General features: G+C 50.5%; 25 protein-coding genes. 18 read left to right on the top strand and 7 right to left on the bottom strand.

Features of this window, described 5'->3' with window-relative positions; all coding sequences use genetic code 11:
- The first annotated feature begins 45 nt into the window (after nucleotides 1–45).
- The 5 genes from mutT to VPR01S_RS13875 all read left to right on the top strand — a co-directional run bounded on the left by mutT (nucleotide 46) and on the right by VPR01S_RS13875 (nucleotide 7194).
- Nucleotides 46–444, top strand: a complete 399-nt coding sequence (mutT, locus tag VPR01S_RS13895) for an 8-oxo-dGTP diphosphatase MutT (protein WP_021705978.1) — start codon at nucleotides 46–48, stop codon at nucleotides 442–444.
- A gap of 98 nt (nucleotides 445–542) precedes the next feature.
- Nucleotides 543–1352, top strand: coding sequence for a 4-hydroxy-tetrahydrodipicolinate reductase (gene dapB / locus VPR01S_RS13890; protein WP_021705977.1), 810 nt, complete (start codon nucleotides 543–545; stop codon nucleotides 1350–1352).
- A 482-nt stretch (nucleotides 1353–1834) separates the two neighbouring features.
- The gene (gene carA, locus VPR01S_RS13885) at nucleotides 1835–2974 is read left to right on the top strand and encodes a glutamine-hydrolyzing carbamoyl-phosphate synthase small subunit (RefSeq protein WP_021705976.1); all 1140 of its coding nucleotides are present in this window, start codon (nucleotides 1835–1837) and stop codon (nucleotides 2972–2974) included.
- Nucleotides 2975–2991: 17 nt separating this feature from the next.
- Nucleotides 2992–6222: a carbamoyl-phosphate synthase large subunit gene (gene carB, locus VPR01S_RS13880; RefSeq protein WP_021705975.1), complete on the top strand. Its 3231-nt coding sequence runs from the start codon at nucleotides 2992–2994 to the stop codon at nucleotides 6220–6222.
- 192 nt (nucleotides 6223–6414) lie between these two features.
- Nucleotides 6415–7194, top strand: a complete 780-nt coding sequence (locus tag VPR01S_RS13875) for a TSUP family transporter (protein ID WP_021705974.1) — start codon at nucleotides 6415–6417, stop codon at nucleotides 7192–7194.
- Here the strand turns inward: VPR01S_RS13875 and VPR01S_RS13870 are convergent.
- From VPR01S_RS13870 to grcA, 5 genes are all read right to left on the bottom strand, one after another.
- A complete protein-coding gene (locus VPR01S_RS13870; protein WP_021705973.1) occupies nucleotides 7121–7990 on the bottom strand; it encodes a LysR family transcriptional regulator in 870 nt (289 codons plus the stop codon). The genes VPR01S_RS13875 and VPR01S_RS13870 overlap by 74 nt on opposite strands.
- A 35-nt stretch (nucleotides 7991–8025) precedes the next feature.
- Nucleotides 8026–8631 (bottom strand): flavodoxin family protein, encoded by a 606-nt coding sequence (locus VPR01S_RS13865; protein ID WP_021705972.1) that lies wholly within the window; start codon nucleotides 8629–8631, stop codon nucleotides 8026–8028.
- Nucleotides 8624–9040, bottom strand: a complete 417-nt coding sequence (locus tag VPR01S_RS13860) for a VOC family protein (RefSeq protein ID WP_021705971.1) — start codon at nucleotides 9038–9040, stop codon at nucleotides 8624–8626. The genes VPR01S_RS13865 and VPR01S_RS13860 overlap by 8 nt, the downstream gene beginning before the upstream one ends.
- Nucleotides 9037–10011: a questin oxidase family protein gene (locus tag VPR01S_RS13855; RefSeq protein WP_021705970.1), complete on the bottom strand. Its 975-nt coding sequence runs from the start codon at nucleotides 10009–10011 to the stop codon at nucleotides 9037–9039. The genes VPR01S_RS13860 and VPR01S_RS13855 overlap by 4 nt, the downstream gene beginning before the upstream one ends.
- 195 nt (nucleotides 10012–10206) lie before the next feature.
- On the bottom strand, nucleotides 10207–10584 hold the full coding sequence (gene grcA / locus VPR01S_RS13850; protein ID WP_021705969.1) for an autonomous glycyl radical cofactor GrcA: 378 nt from the start codon (nucleotides 10582–10584) through the stop codon (nucleotides 10207–10209).
- Nucleotides 10585–10908: 324 nt separating this feature from the next.
- Between grcA and nfo the strand changes: the two genes are divergently transcribed.
- From nfo to VPR01S_RS13835, 3 genes are all read left to right on the top strand, one after another.
- On the top strand, nucleotides 10909–11778 hold the full coding sequence (gene nfo, locus VPR01S_RS13845) for a deoxyribonuclease IV (RefSeq protein ID WP_021705968.1): 870 nt from the start codon (nucleotides 10909–10911) through the stop codon (nucleotides 11776–11778).
- Between the two features lie 347 nt (nucleotides 11779–12125).
- Complete coding sequence (gene ung, locus VPR01S_RS13840; RefSeq protein ID WP_021705967.1) at nucleotides 12126–12809, top strand: uracil-DNA glycosylase; 684 nt, start codon at nucleotides 12126–12128, stop codon at nucleotides 12807–12809.
- Between the two features lie 80 nt (nucleotides 12810–12889).
- Entirely contained in the window at nucleotides 12890–13441 is a 552-nt protein-coding gene (locus VPR01S_RS13835) for a hemerythrin domain-containing protein (protein WP_021705966.1), read from the top strand.
- A gap of 47 nt (nucleotides 13442–13488) precedes the next feature.
- On the opposite strand, the gene VPR01S_RS13830 is transcribed toward VPR01S_RS13835, so the two are convergent.
- A complete protein-coding gene (locus tag VPR01S_RS13830) occupies nucleotides 13489–13668 on the bottom strand; it encodes a DUF3545 family protein (protein ID WP_021705965.1) in 180 nt (59 codons plus the stop codon).
- Between the two features lie 720 nt (nucleotides 13669–14388).
- Between VPR01S_RS13830 and VPR01S_RS13825 the strand changes: the two genes are divergently transcribed.
- The 10 genes from VPR01S_RS13825 to deoD all read left to right on the top strand — a co-directional run bounded on the left by VPR01S_RS13825 (nucleotide 14389) and on the right by deoD (nucleotide 24005).
- On the top strand, nucleotides 14389–15819 hold the full coding sequence (locus VPR01S_RS13825) for an alanine/glycine:cation symporter family protein (protein ID WP_021705964.1): 1431 nt from the start codon (nucleotides 14389–14391) through the stop codon (nucleotides 15817–15819).
- 96 nt (nucleotides 15820–15915) lie between these two features.
- Nucleotides 15916–16692: a peroxide stress protein YaaA gene (gene yaaA / locus VPR01S_RS13820; RefSeq protein ID WP_021705963.1), complete on the top strand. Its 777-nt coding sequence runs from the start codon at nucleotides 15916–15918 to the stop codon at nucleotides 16690–16692.
- Between the two features lie 24 nt (nucleotides 16693–16716).
- Complete coding sequence (locus VPR01S_RS22795; RefSeq protein WP_021705962.1) at nucleotides 16717–16848, top strand: DUF5363 family protein; 132 nt, start codon at nucleotides 16717–16719, stop codon at nucleotides 16846–16848.
- Nucleotides 16829–17626, top strand: a complete 798-nt coding sequence (locus VPR01S_RS13815; RefSeq protein ID WP_021705961.1) for a TatD family hydrolase — start codon at nucleotides 16829–16831, stop codon at nucleotides 17624–17626. The genes VPR01S_RS22795 and VPR01S_RS13815 overlap by 20 nt, the downstream gene beginning before the upstream one ends.
- A gap of 204 nt (nucleotides 17627–17830) precedes the next feature.
- Nucleotides 17831–19093, top strand: a complete 1263-nt coding sequence (locus VPR01S_RS13810; protein ID WP_021705960.1) for a NupC/NupG family nucleoside CNT transporter — start codon at nucleotides 17831–17833, stop codon at nucleotides 19091–19093.
- 200 nt (nucleotides 19094–19293) lie between these two features.
- A complete protein-coding gene (locus tag VPR01S_RS13805; protein WP_021705959.1) occupies nucleotides 19294–19464 on the top strand; it encodes a XapX domain-containing protein in 171 nt (56 codons plus the stop codon).
- Between the two features lie 259 nt (nucleotides 19465–19723).
- The gene (gene deoC / locus VPR01S_RS13800) at nucleotides 19724–20500 is read left to right on the top strand and encodes a deoxyribose-phosphate aldolase (RefSeq protein ID WP_021705958.1); all 777 of its coding nucleotides are present in this window, start codon (nucleotides 19724–19726) and stop codon (nucleotides 20498–20500) included.
- 92 nt (nucleotides 20501–20592) lie between these two features.
- Nucleotides 20593–21921 (top strand): thymidine phosphorylase, encoded by a 1329-nt coding sequence (deoA, locus tag VPR01S_RS13795; RefSeq protein WP_021705957.1) that lies wholly within the window; start codon nucleotides 20593–20595, stop codon nucleotides 21919–21921.
- 55 nt (nucleotides 21922–21976) lie between these two features.
- The gene (locus VPR01S_RS13790; RefSeq protein WP_021705956.1) at nucleotides 21977–23197 is read left to right on the top strand and encodes a phosphopentomutase; all 1221 of its coding nucleotides are present in this window, start codon (nucleotides 21977–21979) and stop codon (nucleotides 23195–23197) included.
- Nucleotides 23198–23285: 88 nt separating this feature from the next.
- Entirely contained in the window at nucleotides 23286–24005 is a 720-nt protein-coding gene (gene deoD, locus VPR01S_RS13785; protein ID WP_021705955.1) for a purine-nucleoside phosphorylase, read from the top strand.
- Nucleotides 24006–24073: 68 nt separating this feature from the next.
- On the opposite strand, the gene VPR01S_RS13780 is transcribed toward deoD, so the two are convergent.
- Nucleotides 24074–24685 carry a YtjB family periplasmic protein gene (locus tag VPR01S_RS13780; RefSeq protein WP_021705954.1) on the bottom strand — a complete coding sequence of 204 codons (612 nt, stop codon included), beginning with the start codon at nucleotides 24683–24685 and terminating at the stop codon, nucleotides 24074–24076.
- Nucleotides 24686–24700 lie beyond the last annotated feature (15 nt).

The following is a 24700-nucleotide window of genomic DNA, read 5'->3' as shown; positions in this document are numbered from 1 at the left end:
AAGTAAAATCTGCGCATAAGTGGCGTGGGAAGTAGGAAGAGAACAATGAAACGCATTCATATTGTGGCCGGGATTATTTTCAATTCAGATAAGTCACAGATTTTTATTACCAAACGCCCAAGCGACAAGCACAAAGGTGGCTTCTGGGAATTCCCGGGAGGCAAAGTCGAAGTGGGCGAAAGCATTGAACAGGCGCTGATCCGTGAGCTGCATGAAGAAATCGGGATTGAGTCGACGCAACTGGCGCCTTACGTACACCTCGAATACGATTATCCGGATAAGTCACTCAAGTTCGATTTTATGACGGTGACCGAGTTCGACCATCAACCGTATGGTAAAGAGGGACAGGAAGGGCGTTGGATTGATGTGGCAGAGCTGGCGAACTACACCTTTCCGGAAGCAAATGTGCCGGTCCTGGAGCAGGTATTAAAAGAGTTCTCATAAGCGCTGGTCACCCACAGCGAATATTGTTAGTTTTAAGGCAACAGAGACACACCGTCTGATGAGGATCAGCCGGGCAGAAAAGAACGGAGAACAAAGCAATGGTAAAAATTGCGATTGCAGGTGCGGCAGGACGCATGGGACGCAATCTGGTGAAAGCGACTTTACAGAATCAGCAAGCCCGATTTGGTGCAGGCTCCGAGCGTCCGGAATCTTCACTGGTTGGTGTAGACGTGGGCGAGTTGTGTGGTGAAGGTAAGCTGGAGATCGCTCTGGTTGATGATTTGGAAAAAGTGATCGATCAGTTTGATGTGATCATCGATTTTACTGCCCCGGCCAGTACGTTGGCGAACCTGGAGCTGTGTCGTAAGCACGCTAAGAAGCTGGTTATTGGTACCACAGGTTTCAGTGACGAGGAGCGGGCGCGCATTGACGAAGCCGCCAAGACTGTACCAGTGGTGATGGCGCCCAACTATTCGGTTGGGGTTAACCTGGTCTTCAAGCTGCTGGAGAAGGCTGCCAAGGTGATGGGCGACTATTGTGACATCGAAATCGTCGAAGCGCACCATCGGCATAAAGTGGATGCTCCTTCTGGAACGGCGATTGGTATGGGTGAAGCCATTGCCGAGGCAATGGGAAACAAACTGAACGATGTGGCGGTGTATGCCCGTGAAGGGATCACTGGTGAGCGGACCCGTGATGAAATCGGTTTCGCCACTATCCGTGCCGGTGATATCGTCGGTGAACATACAGCCATGTTTGCGGATATTGGTGAACGAGTGGAGATCACTCACAAAGCGACCGATCGGATGACTTTTGCAAACGGCGCTGTCAAAGCTGCGGTGTGGCTGAACAGTAAACCCGCGGGTTTTTATACCATGACGGATGTGCTCAACCTCAATGAGCTTTAATACATAATTATTCGCCGGCGTAAGCCGGCTTTTTTGTATTTAGACACCTGTGACAGAATAAATTAACTTGCCTTGATGCGCGAAAAATGAACGTGTTTTGTGTTAGTTTTGTTGTCTTTGAGTGGTTTTTTGATTTTGGTTGCTAAAAAATGCACTATTCTGGTGGTGATTAACGTTTGCGTTTTTGTGTAAAGATTTTACCGGATTGTTTTGATTGCTGGGGGAAGTTAATTTAAACTTTGCTTATTCAATTCGCATAACCATTGAAAAAAACATCTCTTTTTAAGCGTTTTGTTCCTGTTTTTATCCGTGTGTCTGAAAAAGTAAATTTTATTTTTGAGTGAATATTGACACAGGTCATATGCGTCTTTAGAATACCGCCAATTTGTCTGAATTCCTCGAAAGAGCTATTTTACGGCGTTAAGGAAGGCAAAGTTGCAGTTTAATTTATAATTTATGCATTTTTATTCTTGGAGGTTGTCTTGAGTAAGTCAGCACTGTTAGTCCTAGAAGATGGGACAGTGTTCCACGGAGTTTCCATTGGAGCAGATGGCACGTCCGTTGGTGAAGTCGTTTTTAATACCTCGATGACGGGGTACCAAGAAATCCTCACTGATCCTTCCTATTCTCAGCAAATCGTTACTCTTACTTATCCTCACATTGGCAATACCGGCACCAACGCCGAAGACGAAGAATCCTCTTCCATCCATGCACAAGGCCTTGTGATTCGCGATCTCCCCCTCATCGCTTCCAACTTCCGCAGTGAACAATCCCTTTCTGATTACCTTAAATCACAGAACATCGTTGGCATCGCAGATATTGATACGCGTAAGCTGACTCGCATTCTGCGTGAGAAAGGCGCACAAAACGGCTGCATCATGGCCGGTGACAATCTGGACGAAGCTCTGGCGCTGGCCAAAGCAAAAGAATTCCCTGGCCTGAAAGGTATGGACCTTGCGAAAGAAGTTACAACAAAAGAAGCGTATCAATGGAAACAGGGCTCGTGGACGCTCGAGGGTGGACTTCCAGAAGCGAAAAACGACAGCGACTTGCCCTACCACGTTGTGGCGTACGACTTCGGTGCAAAACGCAACATCCTGCGCATGTTGGTTGACCGCGGCTGCCGCCTGACGGTGGTGCCTGCTGAAACTTCAGCAGACGACGTTCTGGCCCTCAACCCAGACGGTGTTTTCCTGTCAAACGGCCCAGGTGACCCAGAGCCATGTACTTACGCGATTGAAGCAACCAAAGCATTCCTTGATAAAGGCCTGCCGGTTTTCGGTATCTGTTTAGGACACCAAATTCTGGCGCTGGCGTCGGGGGCCAAAACGGTGAAGATGAAATTTGGTCATCATGGTGCTAACCACCCAGTGAAAGACTTAGATCGCAACGTTGTGATGATTACTTCGCAAAACCATGGTTTTGCCGCTGATGAAGCAACGTTGCCGGAAAATCTACGTGCTACTCACGTCTCGCTATTTGATGGCTCGCTACAAGGTATCCACCGTACTGATAAGCCAGCATTCAGTTTCCAAGGTCACCCAGAAGCGAGCCCAGGTCCACATGACGCGGCGCCGCTTTTCGACCACTTTATCGAACTAATCAAACAACACAGCGCTTAATTTCGGAGTAGTAGATAATGCCAAAACGTACTGACATTCAAAGTATTCTTATTCTTGGTGCTGGTCCGATTGTTATCGGTCAGGCCTGTGAGTTTGACTACTCTGGCGCACAAGCGTGTAAAGCCCTGCGTGAAGAAGGCTACCGGGTTATTCTGGTGAACTCGAACCCTGCCACCATCATGACTGATCCGGAAATGGCGGATGCGACCTACATCGAACCAATCCAGTGGGAAGTGGTACGCAAGATCATCGAGAAAGAGCGCCCGGACGCGGTACTGCCAACCATGGGTGGGCAGACGGCGCTTAACTGTGCTCTGGATCTGGAGAAGCACGGCGTTCTTGAAGAGTTCGGCGTAGAGATGATTGGTGCCACGGCTGACGCGATTGATAAAGCCGAAGACCGTTCTCGCTTCGATAAAGCGATGAAGTCTATTGGCCTTGAGTGTCCTCGCGCCGATACCGCGAAGACCATGGAAGAAGCTTACAAAGTGTTAGACATGGTTGGCTTCCCTTGTATCATCCGTCCGTCGTTCACTATGGGTGGTACCGGTGGCGGTATCGCATACAACAAAGAAGAGTTCGAAGAAATCTGTCGCCGTGGTCTGGATTTGTCTCCGACCAACGAACTGCTTATCGATGAATCGCTGATTGGCTGGAAAGAGTATGAGATGGAAGTGGTTCGCGACAAAGCGGACAACTGTATCATCGTATGTTCTATCGAGAACTTTGACCCAATGGGTATCCACACCGGCGACTCCATCACAGTGGCACCAGCGCAAACACTGACCGACAAAGAATACCAGCTGATGCGTAACGCATCGCTAGCGGTGCTGCGTGAAATCGGTGTAGAAACCGGTGGTTCAAACGTACAGTTTGGTATCAACCCGAAAGATGGCCGTATGGTTATCATCGAGATGAACCCACGTGTATCTCGCTCGTCTGCTCTGGCCTCAAAAGCCACCGGTTTCCCAATCGCGAAGATTGCCGCGAAACTGGCGGTGGGTTTTACCCTGGATGAGCTACAGAACGACATCACTGGCGGTGCAACGCCAGCATCATTCGAACCAACTATCGACTACGTCGTGACTAAGATTCCTCGTTTTAACTTCGAGAAATTTGCGGGTGCGAATGACCGTCTGACTACTCAGATGAAGTCGGTGGGTGAGGTGATGGCGATTGGCCGTAACCAGCAGGAATCTCTGCACAAAGCGCTGCGTGGCCTAGAAGTGGGCGCGACTGGCTTTGATGAAATGGTGGATCTCGAAGCGCCAGACGCACTGACTAAGATTCGTCATGAGCTAAAAGAAGCGGGTGCAGAGCGTATCTGGTACATCGCGGACGCATTCCGTGCGGGGATGTCAGTCGATGGTGTGTTCAACCTGACGCAAATCGACCGCTGGTTCCTGGTGCAAATCGAAGAGCTGGTGAAACTGGAAGAGCAAGTCAAAGCGGGCGGTTACGCGGGTTTGACTAAAGAAGTACTTCGTCAGATGAAACGTAAAGGTTTCTCAGATGCGCGCCTGTCGAAACTGCTGGGTGTGGCCGAGAGCGAAATCCGCCGTGCGCGTGAACAGTTCGATATTCACCCGGTTTACAAACGTGTGGATACGTGTGCGGCTGAGTTCTCTTCAGATACAGCTTACATGTACTCATCTTACGATGAAGAGTGTGAAGCGAACCCAACTGACAAAGACAAGATCATGGTTCTTGGCGGCGGTCCAAACCGTATCGGCCAAGGTATCGAATTCGACTACTGTTGTGTACACGCGTCACTGGCGCTACGCGAAGACGGTTACGAAACCATTATGGTGAACTGTAACCCTGAAACCGTATCGACGGACTACGATACGTCTGACCGCTTGTACTTCGAACCCGTCACACTGGAAGATGTACTGTCTATCGCTCGCGTTGAAAAACCAAAAGGTGTGATTGTTCAGTATGGTGGTCAAACACCACTGAAACTGGCTCGTGCCCTGGAAGCGGCAGGCGTGCCAATCATAGGTACCAGTCCTGATGCGATTGACCGAGCGGAAGACCGTGAGCGCTTCCAGGCTGCCGTTGAGCGTCTGGGTCTGCTTCAGCCGCAAAACGCGACAGTCACCACGATGGAGCAGGCGATTGAGAAGTCGAAAGATATCGGTTTCCCACTGGTTGTCCGTCCGTCTTACGTTCTGGGCGGCCGTGCGATGGAAATCGTTTACGACGAGCAAGATCTGCGTCGCTATTTCAACGAGGCGGTCAGTGTATCCAACGAGTCGCCAGTCCTTCTCGACCGTTTCCTGGATGATGCGACGGAAGTGGATATCGACGCTATCTGTGACGGCGAACGCGTGGTGATTGGCGGTATCATGGAGCACATCGAACAAGCGGGTGTCCACTCTGGTGACTCTGCATGTTCACTGCCTGCATACACGCTCAGTCAGGAAATTCAGGACAAGATGCGTGAGCAAGTTGAGAAGCTGGCGTTTGAACTGGGTGTACGCGGTTTGATGAACACGCAGTTTGCGGTGAAAGATAACGACGTTTACCTCATCGAAGTGAACCCGCGTGCTGCGCGTACGGTACCATTCGTATCGAAAGCGACCGGTGCACCACTGGCAAAAATCGCGGCGCGTGTAATGGCGGGTCAATCTTTAGAGTCTCAGGGCTTTACCAAAGAGATCATTCCTCCTTACTACTCAGTGAAAGAAGTGGTGCTGCCATTCAACAAATTCCCTGGTGTTGACCCACTATTGGGCCCTGAAATGCGCTCAACCGGTGAGGTTATGGGGGTGGGGACGACGTTTGCTGAGGCTTACGCAAAAGCGGAACTTGGCTGTGGCGCGGTTTACCCTGAAGGTGGTCGTGCGCTTCTGTCGGTGCGTGAAGGCGACAAAGAGCGTGTGGTTGACCTGGCTTCTAAACTAGTGAAACTTGGCTACCAGCTAGATGCAACTCACGGTACCGCCGTGATTCTTGGCGAAGCGGGTATCAACCCACGTCTGGTGAACAAAGTACACGAAGGTCGTCCACACATTCTTGACCGGATCAAGAACAACGAATACACCTACATTGTCAACACGGCTGCTGGTCGTCAGGCTATTGAAGATTCGAAAGTTCTGCGCCGCGGCGCATTGGCTGAGAAAGTGAACTACACCACAACGTTGAACGCCGCGTTTGCGACCTGCATGGCACACACCGCTGATGCGAAAACGTCGGTCACTTCTGTTCAGGAGTTGCACGCTAAGGTGAAACAAAGCCTGGCGTAATCCAATAATACAATAAGCCTTGATGTTAGGCTTATACGACAACCTCATTGCCCGCTCTCTGAGCGGGCTTTTTTTGTCGCTAAATAAATGATGAAAATAGGGAATAGGTTGCTATCTCAGCTTTCGCTGGGCGTGTGATCAGGATGGTGATAATTTCGTCCACATAAGTTGATGAATGTCTACAGGAAGACAATGGAACTCTCTTTCGAATTATTGGCGATTTTATTTGTGGTGGCGGGCGCCGCCGGTTTTATTGATGCCATGGCCGGGGGCGGTGGCTTATTGACGCTGCCCGCTTTGCTGGCGGCTGGCATTCCCCCGACTCAGGCGCTTGCGACCAACAAGCTGCAGAGCTCGTTCGGCAGTTTTTCGGCCAGTTGGTATTTTGTTCGCAATGGCATTGTCAGTCTGAAACAGATGCGACTGGCGATCGCCTGTACGTTTGTCGGATCCGCCGTGGGGGCGGAAGCGGTGCAATACATTGATGCATCGGTGCTGACTAGCTTAATTCCTTTGCTGTTGCTGGCCATCTCACTCTATTTTCTTCTCGCCCCGCAGACGCGGGCGAGTGGCGGAGAACCTAAATTACCGCAGGCACTGTTCGCCTTTTCTGTTGGGGGAGGAGTCGGTTTCTACGATGGTTTTTTTGGCCCGGGAACCGGTTCGATCTTTACCGTTTGTTTTGTGGTGATCGCACACTGCTCGCTGGTGGAAGCGACCGCCAGAACCAAGGTGCTGAACTTTACCTCCAACATTGCGGCTTTGCTGTTTTTCATTATGGCTGGGCTGCCGATCTGGGAGTTGGGGCTGGTGATGGCGGTCGGTGGATTTATCGGTGCCCGCCTTGGCGCCAAAGTGGTGGTGAGCAAAGGCCAGAAATGGATTCGGCCTCTGGTGATCACGATGTCGATGTTGATGGCAGCAAAACTGCTGTGGGAACAGCATCAGCAATGGTTGTTATCACTGTTTTAACCCGCTCGCTCTGGTAGCTTTTAGGCCTGACACACAGATGTATCGGACGATAGAGCGGCTTGAGTTGGGCAAAACTGAAGCAGTGCTCTGGAGCAATAGACAGGGCTTGGATGATGGAGAGTGGTACCAGTGCGGGGGCGACGCCAGCCAAGCCCAGTTGGGCCGTCGCGGTATAGGAATCCATTTCCATCAGAGGCTGAACACCCAGTTTGGCCAGTGCCGCTCGCTGGTAGCTGTTGGCCGGGTTGGTCAGATCATTGGTCAGCAGTTGCTCCGGAATTGTCGTCAACGGGCGATGAAATACGACCATAAACGGTTCATCACACAGGTGAAAACTCAGCAACCCATGGTGCGCCGGCAGGTGGCCGGCACAAAAGCCGATGGTTGCCTTACCGGACTGCACGTTTTCAATGATCCTGGGGGTGTGATTTGTGGTCAAGGTGAGATGACGGTCGGTTTGCATATAACGTTGCAGTGCCGGGCCCAGATAACCGGCCAATAAGGTTTCCGAGCAGTCGATCCTCAGCAGGCTGTCGTCCTGCAATGATTGCTGATCGAATATCAGCCCACGCAGTTCATTAAAACTGGGGCCGATACTGTCGATCAGAGCGCAGGCGTCTGCTGTCAGTTTGATGTGCCGTCCACTAGGTTCGATCAGCTTTTTGCCCAGTCTCTGCTCCAGATTCGCAATTCGTTTACTGACGGCTGACTGGCTGATGTACAGTACACTGCCAGTGCGGCTCATGGTTTTTTCTTTGCTCAGCACCAGCAGCGTTTCAATGCCTTCGAGTAACATGCTTATCCATGAAAGTTGGGAATGGATGAAATAATCTACTCCACTTTCTTGCGCCTGAACAGCGTGCCGTGTTTTGCGGTGGGCATCATAAGGGCAGCAAGGCGCTGACCGTAGTAGAACGCCGTTTTCAGATCGTTCGGGTGTACGTTGCCCTGTTCATCCGGGCTCGCCACCAACCCCAGACTGGATCCCGTTCGGTTGAGACCCGACGGGTCGGTAAACTGCGACGTATCCAGTCCGGCCCAGAGCATGCCATGCTGACAGGCCAGAGTGATGAATGCGAGCAGCGTTTGTTGCTGCTCGCCATTGATGCTGCCTCCGGTGGTAAAGCCTCCCGCCAGCTTATCTTTCCACGCTTTGTTACTGTAGCAATCACCGCTGGCATCCATAAACGCTTTGAACTGTGCGCTCGGTGAGCCCATGTAGGTTGGGCTGCCAAAAATAATTGCGTCACATTGGTTCAGGGTGTCAAACAGTGCGGCGTTGTGATAACGCCCTTCGACAATCGTGTCCGGAGCAATGCGGCACAGTTCGACGTCACAACCTGCGCTGGCGGCGCCTTCGGCGATATGACTGGCGACCAGGCCAGTCATGCTATGCTGAGAAAAATACACGACGGCGGCTTTAGGGGGATTATTCATAATGATTACGCTCCGATGGTTTCTCACTGAGATACTCAATAAACTCCCACTCAATGCCGTCGGTGTCGTAAAAGTAGATCCGCTTGCGAAACGCTTCCGAGGCCGACATTGGGTTTTCCTGATAGCCCGCCGCCAGCAGGCGTTGCCGGACTTGACCCACATCACCGACCACCAGACCGATATGGTTGACGCCAATGTCATAGTAGGGCGTACGCTGTTGATAAGGTTGATCTTTGGGTTCTCGTTCCTGCAACGCCAGGTAGGAGTCCTCACTGCCGATGTGGCACCAGTGCTTGCTATTGAAGCCGCGGTGGCGAACCGCAAATTCAGGGATCGCCGTCTCAAGAAAACGAATGGTGTTGTCGATATTTTCGACCGTTAGATTGGCGTGCTCTACGTATGCTTTCATAGTCCTTCCTTAACCAGTCGCGTTTCGATCGCTTCCTGATAGGCATTGAGTGGGAACTGCCAGGCTAACCTGGCGCAGCTGTATGTCAGTTTGATGGTATGGTCGTCCTGGCTGAGTGCGGCTCGTTGCATCAGGTTCGGCCACGTTTGTGCCGGGGCGGGCAACCACGCTTGAGTGGTCAACTGGTTGCTGGTTGAAGCAAACGCCGCCACATAGGCCTGCCAGAAATAGTGTAGCCCTCTCTGTGGGTCACTCAGGTAGTGGCGAAGCGACATAAAGGCATCAAAACCTGTCACTCCATGCAGCAGCGTAAAATCGTCGCTGCCACGATACTGTTCTATCGTGATCCGGGCGACCTGTTCGACCGACAGGTCATAAGGAATGGTTGCGATGGCGGCGTACTGCTTGGCACTGATAATCTGGCGGACACGATCCACGATGATGCCTGGTGAAAATGCAAAGTCGTGATAGAGCGCGTAAGCGCGCTGAATGTGTTCTGACGCATCGTAATCGTAGCTGCACTCTAGTTCGGTCAGCGGTTGATACTCAGTGGCCCAGTAGGCCAGCGCTGCGGCGATTTCCTGGATATCTTCTGCTTCTAGTGCATAGGCGAGGCGGATGAGAGCGTGAAAAGCGGCCGCACTCACGCCAGCAATCAGCTCATCAAGGTGAGAATGCAGGGTTTGCGCCACCCCGAATGTTTCCAACTGCAACTGGTAGTGCTGCCTGAAACGGACAAATTGTTCAGGCTGGCCATAACGCAGCGGAGCGTCATCCTGGTGCGTTGCCAAGGGATCCAAACGTTGGCAATAGTGGTCGTAAAACGCCTGGATTCGTTCGGCTGAAGCTCCGCAACGTTCGAGCGCAATCAATGTCATTGAAAGATGATTGCTTAATTTTCCCTGATAATTCGGCGCAAAGGCCTGGTTAGCATTGAGAAGTGTTTGAGTGGTTTGGGAGACATTGCTCATGTCGCAACCTTTTTAGTAAAGTTATTTGTTTACTAAGTTAGTTGCGCATCTGATTAAGTAAATAAAAAACTTTACATAAATGGGTGAAGTTACGAAAAATGAGATTTATATAGAAAAAATTTGCAATAAAGTGAAATTTGCATAAAAAAACGGCGCTCTTGTGAGCGCCGTTAGCTAAATTATCAGCGGGGTTGTCTACAGTGACTCGGTAAAAGTACGTGCGATCACGTCGCGTTGCTGTTCAGGAGTCAGGGAATTGAAACGCACAGCGTAACCCGACACACGAATCGTCAACTGAGGGTACTTCTCAGGGTGTGCGACAGCGTCTTCCAGCGTTTCACGCTTCAGTACATTGACGTTCAGGTGCTGGCCACCTTCAATACGAGGAGCGGTTTCGATGGCGATTTCGCGGCTTTCGTAGTCACCCAGTTCGCTCAGAGCGACCACTTGATCGGCCTCGTAGCCACTGTTTGCCGCGACACAGCGCGCTTCGTTCTGCTCGCTGTCGAGCAACCAGATAGAGTTAAGCAGGTTGTCATTGGCGGCTTTTGTAATTTGGATACCTTGGATCATCACTATCTCCTGTTCCCATTGGGTACTTATTGGTGTTAATTTTCAAACTTTTGTTGAGCTAGGTATTATATAGCGAATAACCATGTTTATAATATTGATTTAAGTCAAAAGACAACCAAAAACATTAAATAAAGAAAGGTTAATTTTTTGTTCTGAATCAACAAAACTTTATATATCAATGATTGTCTGTTTGTGTGTGGATTTTTAAGAAGTATGTTCCAGTTTTAATTGTTGTAAATTTACTACATTATTGGTGCGGGTTAGGCACGACAATCAACAAAATGAATAAGTTATCCGAGAGAAATGAAAGCGAGACGTGATTAAATGACACAGTGGAAAAAACGGGTGGGAGAGAAGTTTATCGGCGCGCATGTTTCGGCCGCTGGTGGGGTCGATAAAGCGCCGATTCGGGCACACGAAATCGGAGCCAATGCATTTGCCTTGTTCACTAAAAATCAACGCCAATGGAAAGCGAAGCCGCTCGATATCGCCACGATTGAGGCCTTCAAGACCAATTGTGCCCGATTCGGTTTCTCTGCTGAGCAGATTTTGCCCCATGATTCCTATCTGATTAATCTCGGGGCTCCGGAAGAGGAGAAGCTCAACAAATCCCGCGCGGCTTTTGTCGACGAATTTGAACGTTGTCATCAACTGGGTCTGACGCTACTCAATTTTCACCCCGGCAGCCATCTCAATCAGATTTCCGAGCAAGAGTGCCTGGCGAAGATCGCAGAATCGATCAACATCGCCCATCGGTCGGTGCCCGAGGTGGTGGCGGTTATCGAGAATACGGCTGGGCAAGGGACCAACTTGGGCTGGCAGTTCGAGCATCTGGCGGAGATCATCGATCAGGTGGAGGATAAATCCCGGGTGGGCGTGTGTATTGATACGTGTCATACGTTTGCGGCGGGTTATGACCTGAGCAGCAAAGCGGCGTGTGAATCGACGTTCGCAAACTTTGAGCGAGTGGTGGGAATGCACTATTTGAGAGCAATGCACCTTAATGATTCAAAGATCCCGCTGTCTGGCCGGGTCGACAGGCATCATTCACTGGGAATAGGGGAGATTGGTTGGGATTGTTTTGAGTATATTGCCAAAGACCAACGATTTGATGGTATCCCGTTGATTTTAGAGACAATCGATCCAAGTATCTGGCATCAAGAGATTCGTCAGTTGCGAGAGTTTTATCAATAAGTAAAAAAATAATTGGCTTTTTAAGCACTTGGCATCCATCTTTCATAATGTCACAGAAAGAAATACCCCATAAAAAAGGATGCCAAGATGTCTAAAGTTCCACCCGCAGTGTTTGCACGCCGAGTCATCGGTGCGGCGCGTCTTCCCCAACCCAATCGGCACATTCATGCTCACGGACATTTCCGTACCCCTCAGAGGAGTAAATAACGCCGCCGGATATTGTCACCGGCAGGACCGGTTTACGTTGTGCTCCACTACTTCGCATGATTCGAATCGGCGGCTCAGGGGCTTGTGCGTTGAGAGGCAGATTTGTATAGAATAGAGGCAAACTTTATCGGAGAGCCTCTATGACTAACTCATTGACCTGGCATGATGTTATTGGTAACGAAAAGCAGCAGGACTACTTTCAGCAAACTCTGGCGTTCGTAGAATCTGAACGGCACGCGGGCAAAGTGATCTTTCCACCAGCCAAAGATGTGTTTAATGCGTTTCGCTCCACTGAATTTGCTGACGTAAAAGTGGTGATTCTGGGTCAGGATCCATATCACGGGCCAAATCAGGCTCACGGGTTGTGTTTTTCCGTACTGCCCGGCGTGCGCACACCTCCTTCGTTGGTCAACATGTATAAAGAGCTGGCTCAGGATATCGATGGCTTTCAGATCCCGGCGCACGGCTATCTTCAAGCCTGGGCGGAGCAAGGTGTATTACTGCTCAATACGGTACTGACCGTTGAGCAGGGAAAAGCTCACTCCCATGCCCGTACTGGCTGGGAAACCTTTACCGACAAAGTGATTGAAGCGCTGAATCAGCATCAGCAAGGGGTGGTGTTTCTGTTGTGGGGTTCACACGCCCAGAAAAAAGGCCGTTTTATTGATCGCAACAAGCACCATGTCTTGGCGGCACCGCATCCATCCCCGCTTTCGGCGCACCGGGGTTTCTTCGGATGTGGTCATTTTTCCCAGACCAATTACCTGTTGACACAGCAAGGAAAAGCCCCAATCGACTGGCAAGTTCCATTGACAGTGGAGTGAGTGTTTTTCGACCAGTATCAAAGCGTGTTGCATCAATCTCTTATACACTTACAAAGCGTGGGTATTTAAGGAGAGATGCCATGATGATAGAGAGGATCCGCCGTGAGCATGGGTACATGATGCGACTGTTGGCGGTATTGCGCAAAAAAATAGCACTGCTTAAAGATGAGAAAGTGGTGAACTATAACCTGATTCGGGAGGTGGTCGACTACCTTGCCAACCATTCTGAGAAGGTGCATCACCCAAAAGAAGACATCCTGTATAACTACTATATGGAGAAATACGGTGCGACCCAGGACGTCCAAAATCTGGCAGAAGAGCATGTTGAACTGTCTCACCGGACGCATGAATTCTTGAATACCATCGACATGATACTCAACGATGCGATCGTGCCCCAGGATCTGTTTCTCAATCAGTTGGAAGAGTTCGTGGCAGCTCAGCGGCGGCATCTGGATATGGAAGAACAATCGATTTTGCCACTGATCGCCAATACCTTCAGCACCGAAGACTGGCAGCTGGTGGAATCACAATGGTGTGTCAATGAAGATGACCCGGTGTTTGGGAACACCATCGCCGAGCAATATCAGGAGTTGGCGCTCAGAGTCAGGCAGACGGATCAAGAATCCGTCTGAGTCTCACTGGTTGGGAAAACGAAAAAGGCGCCAAACGGCGCCTTTTTCTATAAATCAATGTCTTCCAGGTCAGCTTCAAAGCCCATATCCATGAGCTCTTTTTGTAAGCGTTGTCGGTCTTTAATGGCTTCGATTTCCCGCCATTTACGTTTTACTGGCTTGGCGCGTCCTGCGCGGGCCCGCGGCATTTCCATTTCCAGATAATCGTCGAATTGAAAGCCTTCCATAAGCTCACCTCATTATCATTATTGTCCCTAAAACGGAGACTTCTTATTACCACATGTGGTTGAAGCGTAACCTTGATTTATTTCTCATTTGTTTCGTTTCGATGAAAGTTTTATGGGTTTTTGTATCGGTTTTCACAAATCTGATTTCTAAAAATGTATAAAAAATAGCCAAATAAATTAAAGCAAACGATTAAATTGAAAAAAAACCATGTTAATAATTCGTACACATTCAAAGCGCGGATGGTTTTCCGGCGAGTGAGATCAGTTTAGTAACTTTGCTTTGTGGTTTTAGATTTAGTTAAGCAAAATCTCATTTGATGCGAATCCTTACTGACAAAGGGCTGGCGGATTTCCGGCTGGATACGTTAGTTTGTATTGAAGGATAGATTTAAATGTTACAAAATGTAGTGTTTTTTATGCGGTCTTTGTGGCTTTTATGTTGTGCTTTGTGTTAAGAAAAGGTGATTTTCTAGTGAAAAATAACACTATAGTGCAACTGTGTGCGTATTGATTTTTCACGCCCCAGACTGCATTATCCGCCCCGTCTAAAATGACGCTGCTTTGAGTAAACGCTCGATAAACGAGTGCTATCTCGACACGAACTGCACCCAAAAACTCTAACTATCACCTTGCTTGTAAGGATGTCAGCAAGCAGCTTGTGCATTTCGGAGCTAAGCTTTTCCAGTTAAGAGCAGCGCAAAACACCTATGAGAGGTTCTTGTGACAGACTTAATCAATTTGATGAACGATCTTCTTTGGGGATCGATTCTGGTTTATCTACTGGTCGGCGTAGGTATCTACTTCACGCTGCGTCTTGGTTTCATTCAGTTCCGCCATTTTGGCCACATGTTTAGTGTGCTGAAAAACAGCCGCAAAGCAGACAGTGCCGGTATTTCTTCTTTCCAAGCTCTGTGCACCAGTCTGGCTGCCCGCGTCGGTACCGGTAACATGGCGGGTGTCGCCGTGGCACTGACTGCTGGTGGTCCGGGTGCGATTTTCTGGATGTGGTTGATTGCGATGCTGGGGATGGCGACATCTTTTGCCGAAAGTACCTTGGCTCAGCTTTACAAAACACGTGACAAAGACGGCAACTACCGTGGTGGTCCGGCTTACTACATGGAAAAAGGCCTCGGTATGCGTTGGATGGGGATATTGTTCTCTGTCTTCCTGATCATTGCATTTGGTCTGGTGTTCAACGCGGTACAGGCGAACTCAATCACTAACGCAATGAACAACGCTTTCGGCGTGGAGCCTCTGCATGTGGGCATCGTGATTGTGTTGATTTCAGCGTTCGTTATCTTCGGTGGTATCCGTAAGATCGCCCGCACTGCGGAACTTATCGTGCCAGTCATGGCATTGGCATACCTGGTTCTGGCGTTCTTCGTGATGTTTGCCAACTACGAAAAAGTACCGGCAGCACTGGCGCTGATCGTGAAAAGTGCTTTTGGTTTCCAGGAAGCGGCGGCCGGTGGTCTGGGCTATGCGATTGCCCAGGCAATGATCAATGGTATCAAACGTGGTCTGTTCTCGAACGAAGCGGGTATGGGTTCTGCGCCAAACGCAGCCGCGTCCGCCACACCGTATCCGCCACACCCTGCGTCTCAGGGTTATGTGCAGATGTTGGGTGTGTTTGTTGATACAATCGTGATCTGTACTGCAACGGTGGCCATCATCCTGATGTCGGGTGAATATGTCCCGCACGGTGAAATCACTGGTATCGAACTGACGCAGCGTGCGCTGAGCTCACAAGTGGGCGACTGGGGTGGCATCTTTGTAGCGGTAGCGATTTTCTTCTTCGCCTTTACTTCGATCATTGCGAACTACTCGTACGCTGAAACCAACCTGATCTTCCTCGAGCACAATAACAAGAAAGGTCTGATGGTGTTCCGTTTGATTGTTCTGGGCATGGTTATGTTTGGTTCTCTGGCCACACTGCCAACCGTATGGTCACTGGCGGACGTCTCGATGGGGCTGATGGCGATTGTCAACCTGGTAGCGATTCTGCTGCTGTCTGGCATCGTGATCAAACTGGCGAAAGACTACAACCGTCAGTTGGATGCTGGCAAAGTACCGACTTTTGATGCCAACGATTATCCAGAGCTGAAATCTCAGCTGGAAGAGGGTATCTGGGACAACAACCGGAAAAACTGATTGTTCCCCGCTATTACAATGATTGAAAAAGCCATGCAGACAATGCATGGCTTTTTTTATAAGCTAATAGCAAATCATAATCAGGAAAAAAAAGTCATGCTTATTGTAGTTTCTCCGGCCAAAACGCTCGACTATGAATCGCCACTGGCGACCGAAAACTATACCCAACCAGAACTGACGGAACACTCAGCCGAGTTGATCGAGGAGTGCCGTAAGCTGACCCCGGCGGATGTATCTGCATTGATGAAAGTCAGTGATAAAATTGCCGGGCTGAATGTGGCGCGTTTTGCCGAATGGAGCCCGACATTTACGCCGGATAATTCGCGTCAGGCGATTCTGGCGTTTAAAGGCGATGTCTATACCGGGCTGGACGCGCAAACGCTAAGTGACGCCGATTTTGAGTACGCTCAGAAACATCTGCGCATGCTCTCCGGACTGTATGGTTTGCTCAAGCCACTTGATCTGATGCAGCCTTACCGCCTTGAAATGGGTACCAAGCTGGCCAATGCCCGTGGTACGAATCTGTATCAGTTCTGGGATACGATTATTACCAATAAGCTGAACGATGCTTTGCAGGCTCAGGGCGATAATGTACTGATTAATCTGGCATCAAACGAGTATTTCAAAGCGGTGAAACCGAAACATCTCGACGGCCAAATCATTACACCAGTGTTTAAAGATTGTAAAAACGGCCAGTACAAAGTGATCAGTTTCTACGCCAAGAAAGCGCGTGGCATGATGGCTCGCTATATTATAGAGAACCGCATCGAGTCGGTCGCGCAGCTGACTCAGTTTGATACGGCCGGTTACTACTTCGTGGAAGAAGAATCGACGCCAACCGAACTGGTGTTCAAACGCGAAGAGCAGGCTTAACCGAGAGATTTTCAGGAGACGGAAATGCTGACATGGTTCAAACGTGTACTGGCACGCTACGATGCCTGGTGTCAGTCGATGGGATTGACGCCGGAGAACAAACGCAGTTGCGTGCCTTATCGCAAGGATCCACTGCATGACAAGCGTGAATCCTGATTTTTCTCCTTTGTTCGACACGCATTGCCATTTTGACTTTGACGTGTTTGCCGACGATTTTCCCGCTCAGTTGTCGGCCGCGCGACGTCATGGTGTGACCCGTTTATTGCTGCCAGCTATTGGTCCGGATAACTGGCAGCGTCTGCTGACACTGAGCAGTGAACATCGCGAGCTGTTTATCGCTCTTGGTTGCCATCCCTATTTTCTCCATCGTTACCAATTGAGCGACTTGGATCGCTTAGCCAGCTTATTGACACGCCGTTCACAGCAGTGCGTGGCCGTGGGGGAGTGCGGGCTAGATTTTGCTATTGATGTTGAGGTCAGCTTGCAGGAGCAGTTTCTGTTGGCTCAGATTGCGCTGGCGGAGCAACATCGGCTGCCCTTGGTTTTGCATTGTCGAAAAGCTCATAACCGATTGCTGCAATTGCTCAAGCAGACTCGTTTTTCTTATGGCGGTGTGCTGCACGGATTTGCAGGCAGTTACCAACAGGCCATGCAGTTTGTTGAGCTGGGATTTAAGATCGGAGTTGGTGGCACTATCACCTATAGTCGCGCAAAAAAGACGCGAAATGCGATTGCTCAATTGCCATTGGAGGCCTTAGTTCTGGAGACGGATTCTCCGGATATGCCACTGATGGGATACCAAGGTGAGCCCAATCACCCCAAGCGTTTAGCTCAGATACTGGAGGCATTGGTCGTACTGCGCCAAGAGGATAAGCAAACGGTTGCTAGCTCTGTTTGGAAAATAAGCAATCTGGCGTTCGGTATTTGTGAATAGTTTCTAAAGAAATTGTTCGTTGCCTACCCAGAAATCGGCCGAATAGTGATACATTTCACATTAATGAGTGAACGCATTATGAATCTTATAAGAAAGTGTGAGGGCGGCGTTACTTTATGTCTGACGGGCTGAGTATAATTGCCCGCGCTTAAGAGCTCCATTTTGTAACACGCCAACAAACAACTTATAAGGAAGTCATAAACTATGAGCCTGTTTATGAGCCTGATCGGCATGGCAGTACTGCTGGGAATTGCATACCTACTGTCAGACAACCGAAAAGCTATTAAATTAAGAACCGTGGGTGGTGCATTTGCTATCCAATTCGCAATCGGTGGTTTCGTTCTTTACGTACCATGGGGTCGTGACCTGCTGGCAGGTTTCTCTGCTGGTGTTCAGAACGTTATCGACTACGGTAAAGACGGCATCACTTTCCTGTTTGGCAGCCTGGTTAACTTCTCTGTTGACGGAATCGGCTTTATTTTTGCCTTCCAGGTGCTACCAACCGTTATCTTCTTCTCTGCACTGATCTCAGTTCTTTACTACCTGGGCGTCATGCAGTGGGTCATCAAGATTTTAGGTGGCGGCCTACAAATGGCTCTGGGTACTTCACGTGCCGAGTCTATGTCTGCAGCGGCTAACATTTTCGTGGGTCAAACTGAAGCACCGTTGGTTGTGCGTCCGTTTGTACCTCGCATGACTCAGTCTGAGCTGTTTGCAGTAATGTGTGGTGGCCTGGCATCGGTAGCTGGTGGTGTTCTGGCGGGTTACGCATCAATGGGTGTGCCTCTTGAATATCTGGTTGCAGCGTCATTTATGGCGGCGCCAGGTGGTCTGCTGTTCGCTAAGATCATCAAGCCGGAAACGGAAGAAGCTAATGAAGATCTTGATGCTGATATCGATGGCGGTGACGACAAACCGGCAAACGTGATCGATGCAGCTGCTGGCGGTGCTTCTATGGGTCTGCAACTGGCTCTGAACATCGGTGCGATGTTGCTGGCATTCATCGGTTTGATCGCGCTGATCAACGGTATGCTGGGCGGCATCGGTGGCTGGTTGGGTCACCCTGAGCTGACTCTGGAACTGATCCTGGGTTGGGTATTTGCTCCACTGGCGTTTGTTATCGGTGTTCCATGGAGTGAAGCTACACTGGCTGGCTCTTTCATCGGTCAGAAACTGGTGGTAAACGAATTCGTAGCGTACCTGAACTTTGTGCCTTACGTGGGTGAAAATGCTCAAGTAGTCGCAGCAACAGGCGCGCAACTGTCTGAGAAGACAACGGCAATCATCTCGTTTGCTCTGTGTGGTTTTGCTAACCTGTCATCTATCGCTATTCTGCTGGGTGGTCTGGGTGGTATTGCTCCGAACCGTCGTCACGACATCGCTCGTTACGGTATGAAAGCGGTAGCAGCAGGCACACTGTCTAACCTGATGGCAGCAACAATTGCTGGCTTCTTCCTGTCTTTCTAAGTAAGTAGAGTCAGACTATATAGACGCCACGATAACTCGCCCCGTAGCAAGAGATTGCTGCGGGGCGTTTTTCGTTTTTCACGCTGCAAAAACACAGCGATGGAAAAACTGAGATACAAACCGTTTGCGCTCTCAGCCCAACTACAGTTTTGCGATAAATACCTATACTGTATATACGTAGAGAAAAGCGGGTCAGTACGATGCATGACGTAATCCTCGCAACCTTTGCCGGGTTCGTGGTTGGAGTCTTGTTTTCAGTCATCAAGTTGCCTGTTCCTGCCCCGCCTGTGTTGGCCGGAGTGATGGGAATTGTCGGGGTATACTTAGGTGGCGTGACGTATCAATGGATCATTGAGAAGTTTTTTAGCTAGCGCGGATTTATACAGGGAGTATGATTGGCGCTGGTGGTGGATTCGTCTGCCCGATATACACGTTAGACACCGCAATCGCAGATTGTTGTGCCATAGACCAAACTGGTACTGTGCGGTGACAAGGATAGCAATTGGCATGTATTCGCTGTATATGCCGAGTCTTCAGGGAACCAAGTCCGTTCATTAATGACTGTTCAGCCATATCACCATATCCGTGAGGCTGAAGGGTAAAATTTTTGAATATTGATCGGAGATAGAAATGAGCGATTTAAAAGCAGCCGCGCTACGCGCACTTAAATTAATGGATCTGACGACGTTGAATGATGATGACACTGATGCCAAGGTCATCCAACTTTGTCACGATGCTAAAACACCGGTAGGTACCACTGCTGCAATCTGTATTTACCCTCGCTTTATTCCTATTGCTAAGAAGACACTTCGTGAGCAAGGTACACCAGACGTTCGTATCGCAACGGTCACGAACTTCCCACATGGTAACGATGACATTGATATCGCTGTTGCTGAAACCAAAGCTGCCGTTGCTTACGGTGCGGATGAAGTTGACGTTGTATTCCCATACCGCGCGTTGATGGCCGGTGATGAGACAGTGGGTTTCGAGCTGGTAAAACAGTGTAAAGAAGCGTGTGGCGATATTTTGCTGAAAGTGATCATCGAAACGGGTGAGCTGAAAGAAGAAGCGCTGATCAAGAAAGCGTCACAAATCTGTATTGAAGCCGGTGCGGACTTCATTAAAACCTCAACCGGTAAGGTGGCGGTGAACGCTACACCGGAATACGCCCGCATGATGCTGGAAGTGATCCGTGACATGGGTGTCGCGGAAACAGTAGGCTTTAAGCCTGCAGGCGGTGTTCGCACTGCTGAAGACGCAGCACAGTACCTGGCAATGGCCGATGACATCCTGGGTGATCACTGGGTTGACGCGCGCCACTACCGCTTTGGTGCTTCAAGCCTGCTAACAAATCTACTGAATACATTAGAAGTAACGGACCAGGTCGCTGACCCTTCAGCGTACTGAGACTAACGTCTGAACGATGGTGAGCGAGCGCTCACCATCTTACCTCTTATCCTACATACCATGGCTCTGCACTCAGAGCTTGGGAGGCACTAATGTATTTACCTCAAGAAATTATCCGCAAAAAACGCGATGGCGAAGTTCTTACCGCCGACGAAATCAATTTCTTTATTCAGGGCGTGGCGAAAAATACGGTCTCGGAAGGGCAGATCGCTGCTTTCGCGATGACGATTTTCTTCAACGAGATGACCATGGATGAGCGGATTGCACTGACGTGTGCGATGCGCGATTCGGGCATGGTCATCGACTGGAGCCACATGAACTTTTCTGGCCCGATCGTGGATAAGCACTCCACCGGTGGTGTGGGGGATGTGACATCGCTAATGTTGGGGCCAATGGTCGCCGCTTGTGGCGGTTTTGTGCCTATGATTTCTGGCCGTGGTTTGGGTCACACCGGCGGAACGCTGGACAAACTGGAAGCGATTCCTGGTTACAACATTACACCGACCAATGATGTGTTTGGTGAGGTGACGAAGGATGCTGGCGTGGCGATTATTGGCCAGACTGGCGATCTTGCTCCGGCAGACAAACGGGTCTACGCCACACGTGATATTACTGCGACTGTGGATAACATCTCACTGATCACGGCATCGATTTTGTCGAAAAAACTGGCCGCGGGTCTGGACTCTCTGGTCATGGACGTCAAAGTCGGATCCGGAGCCTTTATGCCGACGTATGAGGCGTCGGAAGAGCTGGCCAAGTCGATTGTGGCAGTGGCTAACGGTGCCGGCACCAAGACTACGGCAATCCTGACGAACATGAACCAGGTTCTGGCGTCATCGGCGGGCAATGCGGTTGAAGTACGTGAAGCCGTGCAGTTCCTGACGGGGGAATACCGTAATCCTCGTCTGCTGGAAGTGACCATGGCACTGTGTGCTGAGATGTTGGTGCTGGGCAAACTGGCCACAGACAGCGACGATGCGCGCGCTAAGTTGCAGCAAGTGCTGGATAACGGCAAAGCGGCTGAGTGCTTTGGCAAAATGGTCGCGGGCCTGGGTGGTCCGAAAGACTTTGTTGAACATTACGACAGCTATCTGGAAAAAGCCGAGATTATTAAACCGGTGTACGCTGAACAATCCGGAGTTGTCAGTGCGATGGACACCCGCGCGATTGGTATGGCTGTCGTGGCGATGGGGGGGGGCCGCCGTGTGGCGACTGACAGCATCGACTACGCCGTCGGGTTTGATCACTTTATTCGCCTTGGCGAAACGGCTGGTGCCGACAAGCCTCTGGCGATGATCCACGCACGAACTGAAGAGCAGTGGCAGGAAGCGGCCAAGGCTCTGCAAGCGGCGATGAAGGTGGGGGGAGAGTACACAGCAACCCCAGACGTATACCGTCAAATCCGCGCTGAAGACGTATAAACATCAACAAGGCCCACCGGTCGCTGACGTGTCCGGTGAGCCTGAGGAACAAGCAATGAAAAGAGCATTTATTTTAGTCCTGGACTCCTTTGGGATCGGTGCCGCTGCAGACGCAGAGCAATTTGGGGATGTTGGTTCAGACACGCTGGGTCATATTGCCGATCAGTGTGCGGCCGGTGAGGCCGACAATGCGCAGCGCCAGGGCGCGTTGACGTTGCCAAACCTGTCCAAGCTCGGGTTGGCGATGGCGCACAAAGAGTCCACTGGACGTTTCGCACCAGGTCTGGATCAGAACGCGGACATCATCGGCGCGTATGCGCACGCGGCAGAGCTCTCGTCAGGTAAAGATACGCCGTCAGGCCACTGGGAAATTGCCGGCGTACCTGTGTTGTTTGAATGGGGCTACTTTACCGACAAACAAAACAGCTTCCCGAAAGCCCTGACAGACCGCATCCTGGAGCGTGCCGGACTGGATGGTTTCCTTGGCAACTGCCACGCGTCTGGTACTCAGGTGTTGGACGATCTTGGTGAAGAGCACATGATGACGGGCCAGCCAATCTTCTACACCTCTGCGGACTCGGTGTTCCAAATTGCCTGTCACGAAGAGACTTTCGGCCTGGATCGCTTGCTGGAGCTTTGCCAGATCGCACGTGAAGAGCTGGAAGATTACAACATTGGGCGTGTGATCGCGCGTCCGTTCATCGGCCCGGGTAAAGGGCAATTCGAGCGTACTGGCAACCGCCGTGATCTGTCTGTTGAGCCACCTTCTGCTACCGTGCTGCAAAAACTGGTGGATGAGAAGCAGGGCGATGTGGTGTCTATTGGTAAGATTGCCGATATTTACGCTCATTGTGGGATCACCAAGAAAGTGAAAGCGACCGGTATTCCGGCACTGTTCGACGCAACGGTCGAACAAATCCAGGCGGCGGGCGACAATACGATTGTCTTCACCAACTTCGTTGATTTTGATTCGGCGTACGGCCACCGCCGTGATGTTGCAGGCTACGCCGCCGCGCTGGAGTACTTTGACCAGCGTCTGCCGGAAGTGCTGGACATCATGCAAGACGATGACGTGCTGATCCTGACGGCCGACCACGGCTGCGATCCAACCTGGCCTGGCACTGATCATACCCGTGAACATATCCCGGTGATCGTCTACGGTAAGAAAGTCGCACCGGGCTCGTTGGGCCGTCGTGACTCATTTGCCGACATCGGTCAGTCGCTGGCGTCCTATTTCGGAACCTCAGCGATGGATTACGGTAAGAACTTCCTGTAATACGAGCTGCGGCCACGAGCAGAGGCCGCCTGGAAATGAATCGAACGCCGGGCAACACTCCCGGCGACTCAGAAGAAAGGAATAAACAATGGCTACTCCACATATCAATGCTGAAATGGGTGCTTTTGCGGATGTTGTACTGATGCCGGGCGATCCATTGCGGGCGAAATACATAGCGGAAACGTTTCTGGATGACGTAGTGCAGGTGTGTGATGTGCGCAACATGTACGGTTTCACTGGTACTTATAAAGGTCGTAAAGTGTCGGTCATGGGGCACGGTATGGGTATTCCGTCGTGCTCTATCTACGCCACTGAGCTGATCAAAGATTTCGGTGTGAAGAAAATCATTCGCGTCGGTAGCTGTGGTGCGGTCAGCGAAGACATTAAAGTGCGTGATGTGGTGATCGGCATGGGCGCGTGTACCGATTCGAAAGTGAACCGTATCCGTTTCAAAGGCCACGACTTCGCGGCAATTGCAGACTACAAGATGGTGAAAGCAGCTGAGGAAGCGGCAACGGCACGTGGCATTGAAGTGAAGGTCGGTAACCTGTTCTCGGCAGAGCTGTTTTACACGCCGGATCCTGACATGTTTGACGTGATGGATAAATACGGCATTGTCGGTGTAGAGATGGAAGCGGCAGGCATCTACGGTGTCGCCGCCGAGTATGGCGCGAAAGCGCTGACCATCTGTACTGTATCTGACCATATCAAAACGGGTGAGCAAACCACCTCGGATGAACGCCAAACCACGTTCAACGACATGATGGTGATCGCTCTCGACTCCGTATTGTTGGGTGATAAGCAGTAAGATTACCGGCTCTCAACGATAAAAACCTCAGCCATGGCTGAGGTTTTTTGTCTCTGAAAAATTTGACGTTAGTGCGGCAGAATGTCGCGCAGCAGCAGGTTTTCCCCTTTGGCTTTTTTCTTACGTCGGATCACCAGCGGCAGCAGCAGACCGATGATGAAGCTTAGTAGGATCATGGTGTACATGTAGCGATCGCTTTTACGGTAATAGTGATCTGAAATCGCCGTTACTTTGCCAGTCTCAAACGTAACACGCACAAAACCGATCAGGTTATTCTCGTGAAAAACCGGCTCCACCAGTTGTTGGCGGCCGATGCGGGCCGTGGCCAGCGGGGTATCCAGTCCGAGAACTTCACGGGCGGATAAAGCATCATCACTGGCCGCCAGTCGTACACCTTCGGCATCGTAAATCGTCGCGTCAAACACCAGATTATCTTTCGCCAGTTGGTTCGTCAGTTTGAGCAGGCCTTCTTGATCCTGCTGGACGATCATGTCACCAGCCGACAATGATGCCTGAGAGATCAGAACCTTGGTCAGTGTTTCCAACTGATTGTTCTGGATCTTCTCGTTGCCTTTGCTGATTTTGACGCTGTTAACGGCGATCACACCGATCATGGCGATCAGGGACAGAACAATCAGGACCCGAAGGGCGACTCGAAACGAAAAAAGTGAAGAGTCCATAATATTCCTAACCAC

It is taken from the genome of Vibrio proteolyticus NBRC 13287, assembly GCF_000467125.1.
Classification (GTDB): domain Bacteria; phylum Pseudomonadota; class Gammaproteobacteria; order Enterobacterales; family Vibrionaceae; genus Vibrio; species Vibrio proteolyticus.
The sequence above is the reverse complement of the archived record's forward strand: the minus strand, read 5'-3'. Positions and strand labels throughout refer to the sequence as shown.